Source organism: Candidatus Pseudomonas phytovorans (genome assembly GCA_029202525.1).
In the GTDB taxonomy this organism is placed as follows: domain Bacteria; phylum Pseudomonadota; class Gammaproteobacteria; order Pseudomonadales; family Pseudomonadaceae; genus Aquipseudomonas; species Aquipseudomonas phytovorans.
Genome location: CP119325.1, coordinates 2,202,385 through 2,220,269, shown reverse-complemented (window position 1 = coordinate 2,220,269; position 17,885 = coordinate 2,202,385). Strand labels below are relative to the sequence as shown.

12 protein-coding genes are annotated in these 17,885 nt (G+C 59.1%); all 12 read right to left on the bottom strand.

Going from position 1 to position 17,885, the window contains the following annotated elements; genetic code table 11:
* Window positions 1–13: 13 nt before the first annotated feature.
* The gene (fliE, locus tag P0Y58_09930) at window positions 14–346 is read right to left on the bottom strand and encodes a flagellar hook-basal body complex protein FliE (GenBank protein ID WEK32483.1); all 333 of its coding nucleotides are present in this window, start codon (window positions 344–346) and stop codon (window positions 14–16) included.
* A 230-nt stretch (window positions 347–576) separates the two neighbouring features.
* The gene (locus tag P0Y58_09925) at window positions 577–1,932 is read right to left on the bottom strand and encodes a sigma-54 dependent transcriptional regulator (GenBank protein WEK32482.1); all 1,356 of its coding nucleotides are present in this window, start codon (window positions 1,930–1,932) and stop codon (window positions 577–579) included.
* A complete protein-coding gene (locus tag P0Y58_09920) occupies window positions 1,932–3,149 on the bottom strand; it encodes an ATP-binding protein (GenBank protein WEK32481.1) in 1,218 nt (405 codons plus the stop codon). Before P0Y58_09920 ends, P0Y58_09925 begins: the two co-directional genes overlap by 1 nt.
* Window positions 3,150–3,278: 129 nt before the next feature.
* Window positions 3,279–8,435 (bottom strand): glycosyltransferase, encoded by a 5,157-nt coding sequence (locus tag P0Y58_09915; protein ID WEK33306.1) that lies wholly within the window; start codon window positions 8,433–8,435, stop codon window positions 3,279–3,281.
* A 58-nt stretch (window positions 8,436–8,493) separates the two neighbouring features.
* Window positions 8,494–9,546 (bottom strand): NAD(P)-dependent oxidoreductase, encoded by a 1,053-nt coding sequence (locus P0Y58_09910; protein ID WEK32480.1) that lies wholly within the window; start codon window positions 9,544–9,546, stop codon window positions 8,494–8,496.
* A 57-nt stretch (window positions 9,547–9,603) separates the two neighbouring features.
* A complete protein-coding gene (locus P0Y58_09905; GenBank protein ID WEK32479.1) occupies window positions 9,604–10,926 on the bottom strand; it encodes an FkbM family methyltransferase in 1,323 nt (440 codons plus the stop codon).
* 81 nt (window positions 10,927–11,007) lie between these two features.
* Window positions 11,008–11,922, bottom strand: coding sequence for a hypothetical protein (locus P0Y58_09900; GenBank protein ID WEK32478.1), 915 nt, complete (start codon window positions 11,920–11,922; stop codon window positions 11,008–11,010).
* Window positions 11,922–13,202 carry a hypothetical protein gene (locus P0Y58_09895; protein WEK32477.1) on the bottom strand — a complete coding sequence of 427 codons (1,281 nt, stop codon included), beginning with the start codon at window positions 13,200–13,202 and terminating at the stop codon, window positions 11,922–11,924. The genes P0Y58_09900 and P0Y58_09895 overlap by 1 nt, the downstream gene beginning before the upstream one ends.
* On the bottom strand, window positions 13,199–14,179 hold the full coding sequence (locus tag P0Y58_09890; GenBank protein ID WEK32476.1) for a hypothetical protein: 981 nt from the start codon (window positions 14,177–14,179) through the stop codon (window positions 13,199–13,201). Before P0Y58_09890 ends, P0Y58_09895 begins: the two co-directional genes overlap by 4 nt.
* 85 nt (window positions 14,180–14,264) lie before the next feature.
* Window positions 14,265–15,323 carry an FkbM family methyltransferase gene (locus tag P0Y58_09885; GenBank protein WEK32475.1) on the bottom strand — a complete coding sequence of 353 codons (1,059 nt, stop codon included), beginning with the start codon at window positions 15,321–15,323 and terminating at the stop codon, window positions 14,265–14,267.
* Window positions 15,313–16,071 (bottom strand): macrocin O-methyltransferase, encoded by a 759-nt coding sequence (locus P0Y58_09880; protein WEK32474.1) that lies wholly within the window; start codon window positions 16,069–16,071, stop codon window positions 15,313–15,315. Before P0Y58_09880 ends, P0Y58_09885 begins: the two co-directional genes overlap by 11 nt.
* Window positions 16,068–17,873, bottom strand: a complete 1,806-nt coding sequence (locus P0Y58_09875; GenBank protein WEK32473.1) for a thiamine pyrophosphate-binding protein — start codon at window positions 17,871–17,873, stop codon at window positions 16,068–16,070. The genes P0Y58_09880 and P0Y58_09875 overlap by 4 nt, the downstream gene beginning before the upstream one ends.
* Window positions 17,874–17,885 lie beyond the last annotated feature (12 nt).

Genomic DNA, 17,885 nt, shown 5'->3' with positions numbered 1-17,885 from the left:
TTTACGTCCGTCCTCAAACCGGCATCTGCATGATGTCCTGGTACGCCTGGACCAGCTTGTTGCGTACCTGGGTCATGGCCTGCATCGACACGCTGGCCTTTTGCGAAGCGATCATCACGTCGGTCAGGTCGACGCCACTTTTGCCGATCTCGAAGGCATTGGCCAGCTGGGTCGATGCCTGCTGCGTCTCATGCACCTTGCCGATGGCCTGGCCAAGCATGTCGGCAAAAGTACTCTGCCCCGGCGCCAGCTCGGGGGCTGCGGTTACCTTGGGCAGCGACATGGCATCGGCCTGCATGGCCCGCATGTCCAACATCAGACGATTGAATTCAACACCTTGGCTCATGAACCTTCTCTCTCCTGCGGCCGCATTTTTTTGACACTCATGCGGCGAATAGCCTACGTAAAGCAACAAAGGTGCCAGCCTGTATCGTGATCGCCAGCCAATTGGGGGCCGCTTTGCGGCCCATCGCCGGCAAGCCGGGCTCCCACAGGTAAAGTGCAAGCTTCAAGCTGATGCGGTCCCTGTGGGAGCTGGCTTGCCGGCGATGGGCTGCGCAGCAGCCCCTTCCAACCTCAGCCGAACAGGCTGGCCTCGACGTCAAACCCGGCATCACGCATCTGCGCCAGTTTGTAACGCAAGGTGCGTGGGCTGATGCCGAGGCGTTCGGCCGCCTCTTTGCGCCGGCCGCGCTCGGCGCGCAGGGTGTCGATGATCATCTGGTACTCATGCCGGCGCATATCATCGCCCAACCCGCTGGCCTCGGCCGACACTTCGAGTGATGGCACGGTGCCAGCTGACAATGGAATGGCGCCTGCCAGACAGAAATCCGCCGCCTCGATCACCCCACCCTGCTGCAGGATCAGCGCCCGCTGAAGCGCGTTGTCGAGTTCTCGCACATTGCCCGGCCAGGCATAGGCCTGCAGGCAAGCCCGCGCCTGCGGCGACAGGTGCACCGGGGCATGCTTCATTTTGGCGGCGTGGCGCGCCAGCAGGCGCTCGGCCAGTTGCAGGATGTCACCCGGGCGCTCGCGCAGTGGGCACCAGGCCAGCGGGAACACCGACAGGCGGTAGAACAGGTCTTCCCGGAAGCGCCCGGCAGCCACTTCACCGGCCAGGTCACGGTTGGTGGTGGCCAGCACGCGGATGTCCAGGCTGATCGGCTTGCGCCCACCCACCCGCTCCACTTCGCGCTCCTGCAGCACGCGCAGCAGCTTGGCCTGCAAGGCCATTGGCATCTCCGAGATTTCGTCGAGCAACAAGGTGCCCCCTTCGGCCTGCTCGAACTTGCCGGCCTGGGCGGCGATGGCACCGGTGAAGGCACCCTTTTCATGGCCGAACAGGGTGGCCTCCAGCATGTTGTCAGGGATGGCCGCGCAGTTGATTGCCACGAATGGCTGTGCTGCGCGCGGCGACTGCTGGTGAATGTAACGCGCCAGCACTTCCTTGCCGGTACCGGATTCGCCGGAAATCAGCACGGTCGAGTCACTGCGCGCCACCCGGGCGGCCAGCTCCAGCAACTGGCGGCTGGCCGGCTCGCAAGCCACCGGGCCGTCTTCGCTACTCATCCGCCCGGCAGCATGCCGCTCAACCAGGCTGAGCAAGGCCTTGGGCTCGAACGGCTTGACCAGGTAATCGGCGGCGCCCTGGCGCATGGCCTCGACCGCACGCTCGACCGCGGCGTGCGCGGTCATCAACAGCACCGGCAGCTGGGGCTGCTGGCGACGCAGCTGGCTCAACAACTGGTGCCCGTCCATGCCGGGCATGTTCACATCGCTGACCACCAGGCTGAAGGCCTCATCCAGCACCGCCTCTAGCGCCTCTTCGGCACTGCCCACAGCCTGGTAGGCAAAACCGCCGATTTCCAGGGTATCGCCCAGCGCCTGGCGCAATACGCGGTCGTCCTCGACCAGCAGCACCTTGATTGCCATTACACCCCCTCCGCCAATTGCCCATCGATCAACGGCAGCTCTACCCGCACGCAGGTGCCACGGCCCACTTTCGAGCGCAGGCTGACTGCACCCTGGTGCGCACGCACCACAGCCTGGACCACCGCCAGGCCCAGGCCGGTCCCGGTCGCCTTGGTGGTGAGAAATGGCTCACCCAGGCGACCGAGCAAATCTGCGCCGATGCCACTGCCAGCATCGCTTACGCACAAGTGCAGGGTGCGCTCGCGGCGGAACAGGTGCACCTTCAGCCGCGCCGGGCCGTCGCTGGCCTGCAGGGCATTCTCGATCAGGTTGAGCAAGGCGCCGACCAAGGTGTCGCGGTTGCACAGCAGCTCACCCAGGTGGCTGTCGCACTGCCAGCGTACGGTATGCCCTTGCACATGCACCTGGGCTGCTTGCTGCAAGGCCTGGAACAAGGCCTTCGGGGTAACCCGGTCACCCAACGGCAGCTCGCCACGGGCGAACACCAGCATGTCACGCACCTGGTGTTCCAGTTCGTGCAGGCGTTCCTTCAAGGTACCGGCGAAGCGCTGGCGGGTTTCCGCGCTTAGCGCTTGCTCGCTATCGGCCAGGTGGCTGGCGTAGAGCATGGCGGCCGACAGCGGCGTGCGGATCTGATGGGCCAGCGAGGCGACCATGCGCCCCAGCGACAACAGCCGCTCGTGGCGGGCCAACTGGTCTTGCAGGCGGCGTGTTTCAGTCAGGTCGTTGAGCAACACCAGTTGGCCAGGTTCGGCATCCAGCGAGCGGGTGGCGATGGACAGACGGCGGCCGTCGCGCAGCGAGATTTCATGGCCATCGTCCTTGCGCGGGGCAAAACTGCGGGCGATCACCTGGCGCCACAATTCGCCGATCAGTGGTTCACCCAACAGCTCGCAGGCGGCCGGGTTGGCTTCGCGCACCAGGCCTTGACCATCGATCACGATTACCCCACCGGGTAGCAGGTCCAGCAGATTCTGCAGGCGATTGGCCAACCGTTCCTTTTCGCTCAATTCTTCGATGCGCTGGGCACTGACCACCGCCAGCTCGCCCTTGAGCTCACTGACCCGGGCTTCGAGCAGGCTGTAGGACTGGCTCAGCTGGCTGGAGACCTGATTGAACAGGGCGAAGGCTTGCTCGATACCCTGGTGGCTGTCCTGCTCGACCGGGGTCTGCCCCTGATGATCGGAGGCTAGGGTTACGTGGGCGGCCTGGGGCATCGTGCTCTCTCGCGTGGCTGACCGTCATAAAAACGGTGTGTTGCCAGCGGTGTAGCAATAGCCGTGCCGGAGATGGGGGTTTGGAACGAGCCTCCCTCACCCAGGAGGGCGAGGGAGGCACAACCAGGCTTAATCCGGCAGCCAGGCTTTGCGCCAGTTGCTCAGGTTGTCACCTTCTAGCATCCAGCCGCTCAACACTGCATTGCGCAGTGCATCGCCCGCCTTCGCCGTGGCATCCAGATCAGAGATGTGCATGCGAATGGCATCCACCCAGCCACGGAAACGGTTTTTCACCAGTGTGACCGGCAAATCACTGTAGCCCTGGTAGCAACGCAGGTCGCTGGCGATCACCGGGAAACCACAGGCGCCGTACTCCAGCAAACGCAGGTTGCTCTTGCACTCGTTGAACAGGTTCTGCTCGACGGGCGCCAGGGCCAGGTCCAGGTTCATGCTGGCTAGCACCCGCGGGTATTGCTCAATCGAAACACCCTCGTGGAACTCATGAACATAAGGCCGCAGCTTGTCCGGACACATGCCAAAGAACACCCACTCCACCTCGTTGGCCAATTCCTTGACCACATCCGCGATCACTTCCAGGTCGCCCGTATGGCTCGCCCCACCCGCCCAGCCCACGCGCGGCTTACGCGATTGCCGGCGCAAGGCCTTCAGGTCTTTCCAGTAGCGGGTATCCAGCGTGTTGTGTACCACCCGGATATCGCCATGCAGGCCCGCGAAGGCCTCGGCCAACGGCTGCGTGGAGACGACAAAGCGATCCACATAGGCCAGACCGCGACGAATAGAGCGCAGAATGTCCTTGGGCATGTGCGTCCTGTGCACACTCTTGAGCGGCAGGTTGGGCAGGTAGTCGTCCAGCTCGTAGACCTTGAATGCCCGCGAGAATGCGTGCATCCGGCGCATGTGCTCAAGCTGCTCATCGCCAACCTGGCGCTGCAGGATGATGCTGTCGGGCTGGTAACGCTCAAGCTCCGCAGGCGCCAGGTAATTCCACGCTACCACCCCCTCGGCCAGCCCCTCGCGGCTGAGCGTATCCAGTGGCTGGATGACCCGGTAGTTGCCACACCCCCCTCTGTCCGCCGCATGAGCCAAGATAGTCGGCAGCGGTTTCCAGGACGACAACGGTCGCCAGCTCAGACCGGACGGCGCCAGACCGAGGCCATTGCTGGAACACAGCGAGAAGTTCGGGTTGTGGAGCGGGTCACGTGCCAGTACAGGCAGCCAGCGGTCATACAAGGCATCTTCCTGCGCGGCGCTGGCCGGCGTTTCAGCATCCTCGCTGAGCAGCAATTGAACACGCGGCGTCCACACGTTCAGGTAGCCGCCACGGTGCAGACGCAGACACAGATCAACATCCGCCCAGCGCTGCAACTCTGGCGCCTCATCGAAACCGCCAGCCTCCAGGAACAGGCTTTTGTTCACCAGCAGGCACTTGCCGCTCACTGCGACGTAGTTCTGGTCAACCTGCAGGCGCTGCAGATAACCGGACGCGTCCATCGGCTGACCGGCAAAGGCTTCGCCAACAGGGCCATTCAGGCCGAGCACGAAACCGGCATGGCTGATGGTAGCGTCCCCCGCCACCAATTTTGCCCCTACTACGCCGACTTCCTGACGCATGCCGTGGTTGAGCATCTGCTGCAACCAGTCGTTATCGAGCACCGCTGCGCCTTCGTCCAGCCACAGCAAGAAATCACCACGAGCCTGCCCAGCCGCCTGATTGCGCATTTGCACAGGCGCCATCCCAGCAGGGAAACGCATGCAACGAATGGCATCGGTGCCAAGCCGGGCAACGTTATCGAGCCAGCTGCTCACTGCCGGGCCGGCATTGGCCCGTGCCAGCAACAGCACCTCGTAGTTTCGATAGGTCGTCTTCTCCAGAATGGTTTCCATGCAACGCTGCACCCGCTCTGTGCTGTCGCCTTCGAGCAGGATCAGGATGCTGACCAGTGCGTCACCGGCGGCGCCATAGTCGAGATCATAACGACCAGGCAGACGAGACCCTACGCGCGCCTGGGCAAAACCACGCGCATGCAGATGGCGCTGAATGACCCCACGCTCATCCGGGCAGTCGCGCAGCGACGGGGCTTCACAGGTCAGCAACGGTTCGCTGATATGCCCTAACCCCTCGAAACCGGCAGACTCGATGAGGCGCAGGATGTATTCCAGCTCGTATGCCTGGCCTGCCTCCTTGCGGAAGCCGCCCATGTCCAGCCACACCTGACGGTTGAACAGCCAGTGGCGTGACAGGCTTGCCGGCAAACTGAGCAGCAGGTCAAGGTTGAGGTCCGGGCGCAACGCAGCACCCATTTCCGACCCGGCGGACTGCAAACCTTCATCACCATAAACGGCTCGACAGCCAGGCGCCGCCAACAGATCAAGCGCGGCAATCAGCAAGCCACTTGCAGTGAACTCACTCCCCGCCTCTACCAGCATGAACCAGTCGAACTCACCGGCCTGAACAGCCTGGTTTAGCTGATCGCTCAGGCTGGCATCGGTCAAGCGCATGAAATGCAGCTTGTCCTGCGCCGAAGTTGCGGGCGCCTGCCCCGGTGTCAGCGCCACAATTTTCAAGGTGGAATAAAGGCAGTGATCGCTACCCAGGCTTTGCAGAGTGGCTTTCAACCCATCTGCATGACCATCAGTGTCTACCACGATTATTCCGATCACGGGGCCGCCCTGATGGGCAAGCAGGCGCTGTTCGATCAGGCTGCTTTGCATGGCATCAGGCACGCGTTCGGCCAGCCAGGTTTGCAGTGTCAAGGCCTGGGGCTTTCCAGCCAAATGATCCAGCATTTGCTGGCGCCCGCGCTTTACTTCTTCGCTGCCGACGTCGGAATGACGCGCATACAATTCCTGATAGAGCGCTGGGTAATCTTTCAGCGCCTGCTCGGAGCGCCGTGCGGGCGCACTGTCATCCCGGCGCATACGGACTTGCACCGTCTCACACTGAATATGATGGAACGCGCTTCGCGCACTCAAGCGCATGAGGAAATCCCAATCCTCCAACCCTGCCAGCGACTCGTCGAAGTCCCCTACGGCAAGTGCAAGCCCGCGCGGGCAGGCAAAGGTGTTGATCGGGATGTAGTTGTTGACCAGCAAACGCTCCCTGGAGTAGGCCTCATGGGGATAGCGTTGCTCACGCGACACCTCGGTTCGCTTGTCCGCTGTGATGCTTTCCTGGATGAACACCGCATCCGTGTACACCACACTATCAGGGTGGGCTGCGAGCGCTTTGGCCAGTACCTCAAGGTGGTCCGGCAGATACAGGTCGTCATCGTCCAGGAAAACGACATACCGACCACGAGCCAGACGCAACGCTGCATTACGGGCTGCGGCTGGGCCGCCATTACGGCCTTGGCGGATATACGTGACCGGGAAATCGCACTCGGCCAGCAGCGACTCGACCGGGTCGCCATTGTCATTGACCAGAACGACATCGAAGTCTCTGAAAGACTGATGGCCAATGCTGCTCAGCGCGTCCCGAAGCAGCTCGGGGCGGTTATAGGTGGTCAATATGATTGTGAGCAGCGTTCTCTCGGCATCTTGAGCCAGGGCTTCCAAGCGCCCGCACAATTGCCGCACCCGCTTGCCCAGCGCCTTATCATGCTCCTGCGGATAAAGGCTAAGCCGACGCTTCAGGTGCGCAGCCACCTCACGCTCACAACCCTTCAGACGCCCCTCGTTACCGCGCTCGAATACGCCTTCAAGAATGCAGGTATGCCCTTCCAGTGGTGCCGACGAAACATAGAACTCATGGGAGTGTTGCGCAGCATGGACGCGATAGCTCACGCCAGGAACAGTGGTGAACGCAAAGTCGGGGTAAAGCTCCGCGAGCTGAACCATGAGCTGCCAGTCACCAGAGCCGCGAATTCTGACATCACGTCGCCATGCCTCGAAGAAGGCGTCCCTGCGAATGATGGCCGCTGAGGGGGTGATGTAGCTGTCGTGGATCAGAAGGTCCGCAACCTCATTGCGACCACCAGAATAATCTGCCTCACGGTGGCCCGGGTGGCGTGGCCCCGGTACCGCGTCACCCTGCTCGCTAACCCAACAGATCGGGCTGTAGCCAACAGCAACCTGCGCATTGCTTTCCAGCGCAGGTAGAAGACGCTGCACATGACCTGGGTTCATGAAATCGTCGGCCATGAACAGGATGATGTACTTGCCTTTGGCTGCCCAAAAGCCATTCTGAGAACTGTTACCCGCGCCAAGATTTCGTCGGTTGCGCATGTAGCGCACTCGCCTGTCAGACAAAAAATCCGCCATGACCAATGCCGTGTTGTCCGTCGAAGCATTGTCCACAACGAGGACCTCGATATCATCGACACCCTGATTCAGAACCGACCGTACAGCCTGACCCAGGTACCGGCCATAGTTGTAGGCTGGAATCACTACGCTCAACAACGGCGCAACGCCTCGCACCTCGGCAGCATCCAGTGCAATGGCTGAAGTTACCGCATTGATCCAGTAGTCGACGGTATAGGGATAAATACGCTCATCCGGCCGGGCACTGCCCTGCATGAGGAATGCGCGCAGACGACTGGCCAGCGCCTCGTATTCCGCCCACTGCATGGCATCAAGAAAAGCGAACAAGTCTTCTCTGCTGCCAAAAACACTCCCGTCTATATAGCAATCACCCGGAAACCACGCTGGCACCGTAGCGGTTGCGGTATGCACAGGTACGGTGCCAGACAAAAGGCACGACTGCCACTGAGGTGACAGCCAATCGGCCGATTCGGGTTCAAGGTCACACAAAGCGAAGTGTGCCTGCTCCAAGCCGATATCATCCCGTCCAAGCACACTTGCCTTTGAGCTGAAAGCCGGGCGCGGATTCAATTCGGTAACGGGTAGTTCCAGCGGCTGATTGAGCCGCACCAGGCGCTGGCCTGTGAAAGCTTCTGCTGCGGGTAAAAATACTCTGCCAAACTGCTTGAACGCCTGCGTGGCATCCACCCCACGCTCCAGCCGCAGCAGATAGCTGCGAGTACCGGAAAGTAATTCAAGCTTGGCGGTGGTTGTCTGAGCGGCCTCAATGAGAAGGACGCTGTCGTAGCGAGCAACGGAATCCGTTACACCCAACCGTTCGAAGAGAAGGCCGTTAGCATTGCCGTATTTCTGCAACGGGCCTAGTGGAAATAGAGCCTGCAGCCTTTCCCATTGCTCATCGCTCAGAAGGAAGGCCTGCTGCTCCTGCCCTAGCTGAACCCCAGCGATACCCACTCGCCAAGGCGTACCCTGGCAACTACCGCCTGCAATTGAGGCCCAATCCATCACTCATCCCCTCTGTCACGGCCTCGCTTACACGCAGCCTCGTTGAAATTCAATTTCATTAACCCAGGGATTTCGCCCAGGCCGCCATGCTGTCGATCGACTGGTCCAGCGTGGTCCACACGTCCAGCCCCAACTCGCGGGCATGACCAATGTCCGGGACATAAAAGGAGCGCTCCGAACCCTCGGCGCGACCCATGATCCGCACCTGTTTTCCATCAGCCACTCGCGAAACAACCCTACGCGCCAGATCGGCAATACTGATCGCCTGATCGGAGCCAACGTTGTAGGCCTCACCGGATTTGCCTCTTGCCAGCAACACCAGCAGCCATGCGGCCAGGTCTGCACCGTGCAAATAGCTACGGACCGCCGTCCCGCAAGAACGGATTACGATCTGATCCGCAAACAGGGCGTCACGAACAAAGTTGCCAATGGCGAAATGGCCATCGAGCGGCAGACCTGGCCCCGAAAAGGCAAAACAGCGCGCCATGATTACGTCAATGCCGTGCGTCTGTGCATAAATCGCGCCCAAGGTTTCCTGCGCTCGCTTACCTTCTGCATAAGCACTCCCAGCGCTGTTGCTGATACAGGCGCCGGCGAAGCCTTCTGCAACGCCGGCATGCTGCCCAGCCCCACCATGTAAAGCACCGTACTGCGCCCCTGAGCCTGTGAATAGCACGCGTGCACGCTCACGCACCGCCAGGTCAAGCACCCGCCGCGCACCGCCAACAATGGTGTCGAAGATTTCCAACGGGTTGCCATGGGCAGCCGAGGACGTATCGGTTGCCGCATGAATGATCAGATTCACAGGCTGCCCCGGAATGGGCGGTAGATCACGCACATCCCCACCGACCCAATGCAGCCACGCGCAATCACGGTAGCAAGGCCGTGCATCCAGAAAACGGGAAGGATTGCGTGACAGAACAGTGACCGTCACCCCAGCACCTTGCTGGTTAAGGTGTTGAAACAACACCAGCAACCATGAACCGAAAAAACCCGTGCCGCCGGTCAACAGCACATGCTGCCCTGCCAGCGCGCTGTGTAATCCCACTGTGGAGGGAATGGCATGCAGCGCGCTTCTGATGACAGGGGAATGCAAGGAGAAACTAGGCATGGGTATCAGGGACTCATGGACAGGGTAAGCGAGGGCGGGCACCAAGCCACTGCCCTATCAATAGAAATACAGAGTGATGTCTTCCAGAATATCCGCGTACAAACGCATGCCTACCTTGTAATCGCCGCGGATGGACTGCACTTGATCCATCAAGCGCCAATAATCGTCGGATCGGTGATAAGCGCATACCGCCAACGTGGGCTTGTCGCGCTTGATAATCATGCCTGCGCCACGCAAGGCTGCGGCTTCCATGCCCTCGATGTCGAGCTTGAACAGGCCGACCCTGCCCGGTACCACGTCATCCAGAGGTACGCCTTGAATAAACGAAGTAATGCTCGCGGGCACCTCACTGCTCAACTCCCCAGCAATGTCATACGACAGTTCAGGCTGATAGATGGCCCGGCTGGGTTTTTCGTCTAGCCCCATGTTGAACAGCCAGACATTGGGCCGATCGGAGACACTCTTGAGCGCTTCATAATAAGCAGGCAGTTCGGGCTCAAACAGCCAGGCCTGCTCGACCGGGCCAATGTGTTTCTCCAGGCGATGCAGGGTGTCACCCGCTGCCGCGCCGGCGTCCACAAAGCGCGCTGCTTGTTCAGGCTGGACATATGCCTTGTCGAAGTACTCTTCATCCCAAGGCGATTTGGCCTCCTCGGCACACGCAATTGAGAGACGAATCCTCATGCCGATCAACGCATCAAAAACCTTGCGTGATGGCTCATCATCCAGGCACAAGAACGCAGAGATGAAACGCCAAGGGTCACGCAATGGCGCCTCTACGAAACTTGAAAACCTCTCGCAACCCAGACCAGGCCCGGCGCCATCAAGTGCGTATAGAAACTCATGCATGTTGACCAGGCGAATCCCCGGCACCTGACTCAATTGCCTGGAAATGGCGTTGCCATGCCTGCCACTCGCGACGACGACGACCGCGTTCTCAAGAGAGAGGCTGGAAGGATGAGCGATCGACAGCCCTTCCAATGAACCACCCTCCTTGGAGCGGTCATTGTCGAGAAAACCTTTGACCTCAACGCCTAGCGATTGCGCGTGAAGCGCCAACCGTAAACCGACCTTGAAGGCCCCAAAGATATGAAACCCCTCACTCAACCTGCCGAGCACCCGCCTCTTCAACGCCGCCAAATCGGCCAGGCCACTGTTCGAGTCCAACAAGCGCTTGATATTGGGGTAATTATCCAGCCGTGATAAAGCCTCCATCCGGGACGGGTGCCTTATCACGATGGAATCTTGAGCGTCACGTAGAAGCGCATCCGACCAACAAACCGGCACACACTCGCCAGCCGGAAGTGCAAATGAATAGATGCGACCTTTTTGCATCGCTGAAAAATTGGCGCCGAGCGAGGACAAGCCAGCATTCATCATATTACCTGCCTAACCAATTGGGATGACCACGAATTGCCATCACGCAAAAAAACAATACCAAGCACCTGGAAAATTAATTCATCACTCAATAACGACATTGAACAGTACCTCGGCACGCTGCGGGTACAATGCCACCAAGCGCGGCCTGATGCGCTCCAGCCTCTCACTGATCCAGTGGTTCAACGTTAGGTTCGGATCAATCAGTAGCTTTTCTTTTGCAGACGTGGTGCTGCTGTTGATATCTACATAGTGCCGCGCAATACACGACACCTTTGCGTCATCAAGGTGGTTCAACATGACCGAAATATCTGGCGGGGGTACTTCAAGGCGATCAAGCGCATACTCGATCGCCAAAACATCGTTGATGCTTTGCAAATAAGTTCGCAGCCTGACATTGCCCGTATCGACAAGATAGTGCTGAAGCCGCCCGAAGGTCGTAACAAACCGACGCTTGCAAAAATCATAGATTCGAAGAAGGCTTTTCATCTCTGAGAAATTTTCGCGAACGCTACCCGATCGATCCGTGAGCACACCGTTGCCGTAATAGAACATATCAGAAAAAATAGAAGCAACCTTTGGAGAACTGCTCCCCGGCAGCACAGCGATATCGAACGCGGCATCATGGACGGTCAGAGAGTTCAGGTGGTAAGGGTATGCCTGAGAAAATTCAGCCTCTGGCATATCCGCAAATTTCAAGGAACACAGCTCAACATCAGCAAGCAACAAGTTCACCTGCCCTGCGATGTGCTCCGCACCTAGCAGCGGCGTTTTGTTATTGATTACATCGTACTGCCTGGAAGTGATTGCCCGCTGCGGCTCGTAAAATGCCAGCAAATCATAATCAGACGAAGCATTCCCCATGCCCAGAGGAATAGATCCCATCAACGAATAGAACATAACGCGTACTGGGCAGTGTTGCTCCATTCGCCGGATAGCCTCATCAACCTGCTCTTGCAAGTCTGGCTTCGCACACACATCAATCAGTTGCGCACGCATTATCGAGCCACCCACTCATCCAGTAAAAAGTCATACCCTTCGCGCGCAGAGTGCGCCCGAGCGAAGCGGTCGGATATGCGGTACAAATCCCTGACACCTCGATCAAACTCGCTTTCTTGATACCCATGGCGAACCGAGCAGCCCAGCAGCGCAAACGCTTGTGCCAGCGGCTCGACATCAGCGCTTTCTACCCGTAGGTGAACACCGCGAAGGCTGACCCTGCCAGTTTCTTTGAAGTTTTTCAGTACCAGCACACGGCACAACTTCAGCAACGTTTCATAGTAGGCATTTTCTGCCAGATACGGGACCCGCAGAAAATACGAGTGCATGACCGGATAGGGCAGCTCGGTGATACCTGATCGCACCATGCAATCGATCAGCGCTTCCAAAGCGGGGCGATTCAGGTAGGCCTCATAGTCCGCATTCGACAGTTTGAGCGGAACCAGTGATCGCTTGCGATGAATCTGGAAAGCAGCACGGTGTTTGCCGCTGTCCATGTTGAAGTGGTGTTCATCACTGTTCCAGTCCGCCTTCACCGCATGGTTCAAGAAGAACAGAGGATCGATGGACTCCGTTTGCCGCATGCGCTCATATACCTGCCTGCGGCTTCTCAGCACGTTATCCACCCACGCAGGGGTTTGCGCAATACCAAATTGATCAGCCGCGTTGCGGCAGTACAGATCCATGTAGTGATCCGGTGTTGCGCCAGCCTCACCGTCGAACCACTTGAACAGCTCCAGGTACGGGAACAGGGTAAACACCGGACTGTCCTGGAACAGCCCATTACCGTGTCGACGTGCACAGACCAACAAGGCAGGTATCCACGCCAATACTTCCCCCGACTCGGCGCTGATTAGCGCATCATCCTTGTATTCTGGATGGAAAAGCCCTCTCACTGCGGGGATCTCAACGGGCAAGGTCAGGTGTTCGTCGATGATATCGTCATGCAGCCTTGCCATGTGCGCCCGGTCTTCAGCAGATCGCCACGACATGTTGGAGCCATTCACCGGGCAAAAAACGACCCGCTCGAACCCTTCAGCAGCCAAGCCAAGCGCAATGCTTTCGTGCTCAAAAATGTTGTTTACGCAGATGATCACGAGCGCAGACTTGTCTGCACGCCCGACACTTGTGACCGGCAATCCTTCGTGACGCTCTATCTCGGCGGCACGCTTATCAATAAAACCTGTGACATTGCAGCCAGCCCTGAGATAGCGCGAGACCATCGTCCCGCGATGGGCGGCACCGTACAGAACTATTGGCGTCTCGGCAGTCCACATCATACCGGACATACTCCCTTGAGCAGGTGCAAGAAGTCAGCGTCTGGCTCACGCTCGCATACGGGGAATGACATGAAAGCTGGGTGTTTAACGACCGTTGGCAGCGATTGCAGCTGCCTGCAATAATCCATCAGCGCTTGAGCCTGGCGCTCTCTGAAATACGCCTCCCACTCTTCTCGCTTCATTTTAAGCGGAATACCCTCGAATCCCTGGCGCTCCAGATAGAAGGCGCGATGAGAGCCATCGAGAATATTGAAACGATGCGCGGCGCTATCAAACACAGCCACAGACGCGGCCTCTCGATAGTAGTCCCCCATATCGAAAAAGGTTTTCGCGTGGTAAAAGTCCATCTGCTCGCGGGTAAACAATGCCTCGAAAGGAAGCAGGTCCTTGACCACCGGGTCATCCAGCCGAACATTGGTCGCCTTGTCGATAACGTCCTGTTCCTGGTTCTTCCACTTGAAGTAGTCAGCGTAATCGTGATCGATTCCATCGTAAGATCGCCTTACGGTATAGACATAGTCCTTGTGCACAATGGCAGTCACGTAGTCTGCCAATGCGCTCAATAGGTAGTCACCCGCACGCACAGTATACAGCTCGTCAAAATTGGCGAACGGCACCGCATGATCACCCGAGTAAAATGCGTTCCATGCGCGCGTCATGGCGGCCGCTTTTTCTCCACGAAGAAACGCGGGCAAGTGCAATATCCGCGTAAAGCCGACACTTCGCAAGGTACGCGCAATTGGGGGGTGGGCAAGGCCATTTCCTATTGCCACAAAAACCCGTGCACTCCTGTTCTTCTGAATGCACGCTTCCACCGTCATCACCGGCACGGGCGAATTCGTTACGCCTTCCGGATTGCGATCAATGATGGCGCAAACATTCACACCGCCTTGCAGCAAACGCCGACAAAAGCCAACACCTATCTGACCGCCGCCATAAATGACAACAGGCTGGTCTATCGTGGAAAGTTTGTTCATTGATCGCATATCCGGTTTCCTTACACAGCGACCGCTACGTATTTCGCTGATGAATAAGTACATGAGCTACCGTGGCAGTTGGCCCTCACGGCATCTCAGGCACGGCGTAGAGCACTGCATCAAAGGTACTGGGCGAGTGACAGCGCAGATAAAAGCGGTAGCCCAAGCCATAACTTTGCAACTGCTCGGCAATTTCCCAGAGGTGTTCCGCACGGTGATAGATGCTGATGGCCAGGTGCGGCCTTGCGCGGCGCAACAGGCCTTCTGCACCGCGCAAGGCCGCCGGCTCTTCGCCTTCAATATCCATCTTGATGAAGTTCGGCGCGAATCCGGGCAAGGCATCATCCAGGCGCACACAGCACACAGGAATCCCGCCGGACTCGACAAGATGCCCACCCGCCCCCAGGGTTGGGTCATACCCACTCAAACGGCTGCTGTCTGACACGCCACAGGGAAAATGGATTGCGCCCGGGACCTGGCCAAGCTGCGCCGTCAGATGACGATAGTTATCCAGGTCCGGCTCGAATGTCGCCAAGCTGGTGAAACGAAAGCCCGCAGCCAGCAACGCCTGAACAGTGTCGCCAATGTATGCACCGCAATCGATGAACCGCAGCGGTTCAGGCAAACACGGCAGGTCCGCCGGAAAATACTGCTGCTCAGCCACCGATGGAAGGCAGCGTGGATCACCCAAAGTGCGGTACTCCACTATCGCGTCCAACAACTGCTTGCTCGCTTCGTCCGCCAAGGCAACCCGCAACGCTGCGATACGCACTGCATGCTGTTCGTAAAAGCTGGGGGCAACCAACCAATAACGAAACGGCTGGTCTTCTGGATAAAGGCGTACGAACTCGACCAAGCTGACTATGCGACCAAACCCCAGCGTTTCCAGATCATCGAAAATGGTCTTGGTATCCACATGGGCGTTGAACAAACCGATCAACACACAGGCTTTAGCGGGGTCATGGTTTGCAGCCCAGTCGTGTGCACTGAAGACCGGCAAGCCGTCCACTTCGTGCAAACTCTCATCGCGGTCGAGAAAAGCATCCACGCGCTGCCCTCGGGCAACGATGTAATCCCTTACACGCCGCCCGGCAAGCCTGGCCCCATAGACCAACAGTTGGTCGAAGCCGAACTCATTCGCCATGATCGGCTACCTTGATCAGGACGGCATGCCCGTTGAGGTTATGAAGGAAGCGGTATCCACTGTTCTGCGCTACGAACTCGTTGACCATGCGCGTTACCCCTTCACAGCCAAAGAACCCGTAATCATCGAAAACCACCACAGCCCCGCGCACAAGCCTGGGCGCAGCCCAAAGCAGTACATCGCGAGCAGACTCATAGACGTCAACGTCAATATGCAGCAACGCCAGCCGGTCACTGACCTGTTCCGCGTTGCTCTCCGGGAACATGCCGACCAGTACGCGTACGTTATCTGCCACCTGGCAACGCTTGGCCATTTCCAGGACCAGGTCGACACCGGTATCAGCATGCTCACCGCCGCTGTAGCTCGTGTCATGTGCCCCGGCCTTGACTACGCCACTGAAAGTGTCCGCCAAAAAGACACTACGCCCCTCGCGCTGACCGGCCATTGCCAGCAAACACCCCGAGCCACCGCGCCATACGCCAACCTCGAGAAAATCTCCCTCAACGTGGTCAAGCTGGTGCGCCAGCGTCCACAGCTCGTACAGCCGCATGATGTCGACCAGCGTGGCGTGACGCACGGTCTCGTAAACCTTCAGAAACGCGGCGTCATTGACCCACGGCGCGTGGCTGGCCATGGGCAGCACGCGGGCATGGCGCACTCTGGGCGATTTTTCATGCGCCCAGTCGTGCTGGCTACGCAGGTAGCCATAGCACAAGCTGGTCAAGCGACGCTTGAGCCACACCTTCATCCCTGAGGGTCCAACGAAACAGCCATCTGCTGTGCAAGCTCTTCGCGGCTGAGGAACGGATACAAGTCTTCAAGAGCACCGGTTACCGGCTTGCCGTTCTCGTCCATTCGCGTCATCACCCGTGGAACACGCGGTTCCTCGATCTGCACCAGAACCTCGCAGATCACTGGGCCATCGCGCTCCAGCACAGCCTGCAGGTTGGCCTGCAGATTGGCATGCGACTCGATCCGCGCATATCCCACACCATACGCACTGGACAGCTGTGCCAGGTCCGGCAGCTCTAGGCCGCTGCTGGCATCGGCCCCCACCAGCAGTTTGAAATGTGCACTCTGCGACGCACGAATCGAGGCATATCCCTGGTTGTTGATGACGAAACATTTGACCGGCAATTTCTGCGCCGCCAGGGTCGCCAGCTCCTGGATGTTCAGTTGCAAACCGCCATCACCTTCAACACACACGGTCGGCTGGCGGCCAGAGGCCAGACACGCGCCGATGGCCGACGGAATGCCAAAGCCCATCGACCCAGTACCACGGTTGTGGAAGCAACGCTGGCCCTTCTTCAGGCGCAGATTGAGCAGGAACAACTCGGAGGCAAACCCAGAGCTGCCCGGCGCGATCACGTCGCCTTCATTGAGCAGCGAGGACAGCTGGTCAGTGAAGTAGTACATGCTCACGCCCTGGCTGTCGTCGGCGTGTTCGCTCTGCAGCAGCGGGTATTGCTCGCGCCATTTCGCAATGCGCGCCAGCCAGTCAGCGTAGGACGGCAGGTGCTCACGGGAAACCTGGGCGGCCAACGCTTCGATGAACGGCTTCACATCCGAGACGACAGATACTTCGATCGGCATCTGCAACTTGGCGATTTCTGCCGGATCGATATCCACGACGACTTTCGTCGCGTATGGCGCGAAGTGAGCATGGTTGTATGCGGTCAGCGCCATGTCCAGCCGTGAGCCAAGGACGATCAGCAGGTCGCAGTTCTGCAGGGCAAAGTTGGCCCAGCGCGGTGCTATGGAGCCAGGACGACCACCGTAGAGAGGATGCTCATCCTCGATAATGTCCATGGCCAGCCAGGTCGGCATGACCGGTACACCTGCGGCTTCGATCAATTGGTTGAAAGCATCCACCGCACCCGCCATGCGAATGCCACTGCCGGCGATGATGCCTGGACGTTTGGCCTGGCGCAGCAAACTCACGGTCTGCTCTACCGCCGCACGTATGTCCGGCTGCTCTGTAGGCACGGGCAGCGGTGCCCGGCGCAAGGTGGCGGGATTGATCCGGGCAGCCTGTACGTCCAGAGGTACATCCAGCCATACCGGGCCACGACGCCCGCTGAGCGCGGCATGTTCGAGCTGGTCGAAGACTTCGGCTACCGCCTCGGGGTCGGTCAGGGTGAACGCCGCCTTGGTGATTGGCTCGACGATCGACACGATGTCGGCTTCCTGCACGCCCAGCATGCGCAGGCCTGTGCCGGCTTTGAGATCGGCACTCTTGACCTGGCCAGAAACGAAGAACACCGGCGTTGAGTCCAGCCAGGCACCCAGCACTGCGGTAACCGTATTGGTCGCGCCAGGGCCACAGGTCGTCATGCATGCCGCCGGCCCACCGGTGAGCTTGCCGGCTGCTTCGGCGGCAATGGCCGCCGCTTGCTCATGCAGGCACAGCACCGGCTCCAGCTCGGGATGGCGCCCCAGAGCGTCATTCAGGTGCATGGCTCCGCCACCAGGCAGGAAGTACACCTGCCCAACCCCCAGGCGAGCCAAACGCTCCATGATGTAATCGGCGACGCGAATCGTATTTGCCATACTCGTAAACCC

Bases quoted from the DNA above. Each gene is read 5' to 3' on its own strand.
- P0Y58_09900 (WEK32478.1), bottom strand. From the start codon at position 11,922: ATGCGTGCGCAACTGATTGATGTGTGTGCGAAGCCAGACTTGCAAGAG.
- P0Y58_09905 (WEK32479.1), bottom strand. From the start codon at position 10,926: ATGATGAATGCTGGCTTGTCCTCGCTCGGCGCCAATTTTTCAGCGATG.
- P0Y58_09890 (WEK32476.1), bottom strand. From the start codon at position 14,179: ATGAACAAACTTTCCACGATAGACCAGCCTGTTGTCATTTATGGCGGC.
- P0Y58_09895 (WEK32477.1), bottom strand. From the start codon at position 13,202: ATGATGTGGACTGCCGAGACGCCAATAGTTCTGTACGGTGCCGCCCAT.
- P0Y58_09910 (WEK32480.1), bottom strand. From the start codon at position 9,546: ATGCCTAGTTTCTCCTTGCATTCCCCTGTCATCAGAAGCGCGCTGCAT.
- P0Y58_09925 (WEK32482.1), bottom strand. From the start codon at position 1,932: ATGGCAATCAAGGTGCTGCTGGTCGAGGACGACCGCGTATTGCGCCAG.
- P0Y58_09885 (WEK32475.1), bottom strand. From the start codon at position 15,323: ATGGCGAATGAGTTCGGCTTCGACCAACTGTTGGTCTATGGGGCCAGG.
- P0Y58_09920 (WEK32481.1), bottom strand. From the start codon at position 3,149: ATGCCCCAGGCCGCCCACGTAACCCTAGCCTCCGATCATCAGGGGCAG.
- fliE (WEK32483.1), bottom strand. From the start codon at position 346: ATGAGCCAAGGTGTTGAATTCAATCGTCTGATGTTGGACATGCGGGCC.
- P0Y58_09875 (WEK32473.1), bottom strand. From the start codon at position 17,873: ATGGCAAATACGATTCGCGTCGCCGATTACATCATGGAGCGTTTGGCT.
- P0Y58_09915 (WEK33306.1), bottom strand. From the start codon at position 8,435: ATGGATTGGGCCTCAATTGCAGGCGGTAGTTGCCAGGGTACGCCTTGG.
- P0Y58_09880 (WEK32474.1), bottom strand. From the start codon at position 16,071: ATGAAGGTGTGGCTCAAGCGTCGCTTGACCAGCTTGTGCTATGGCTAC.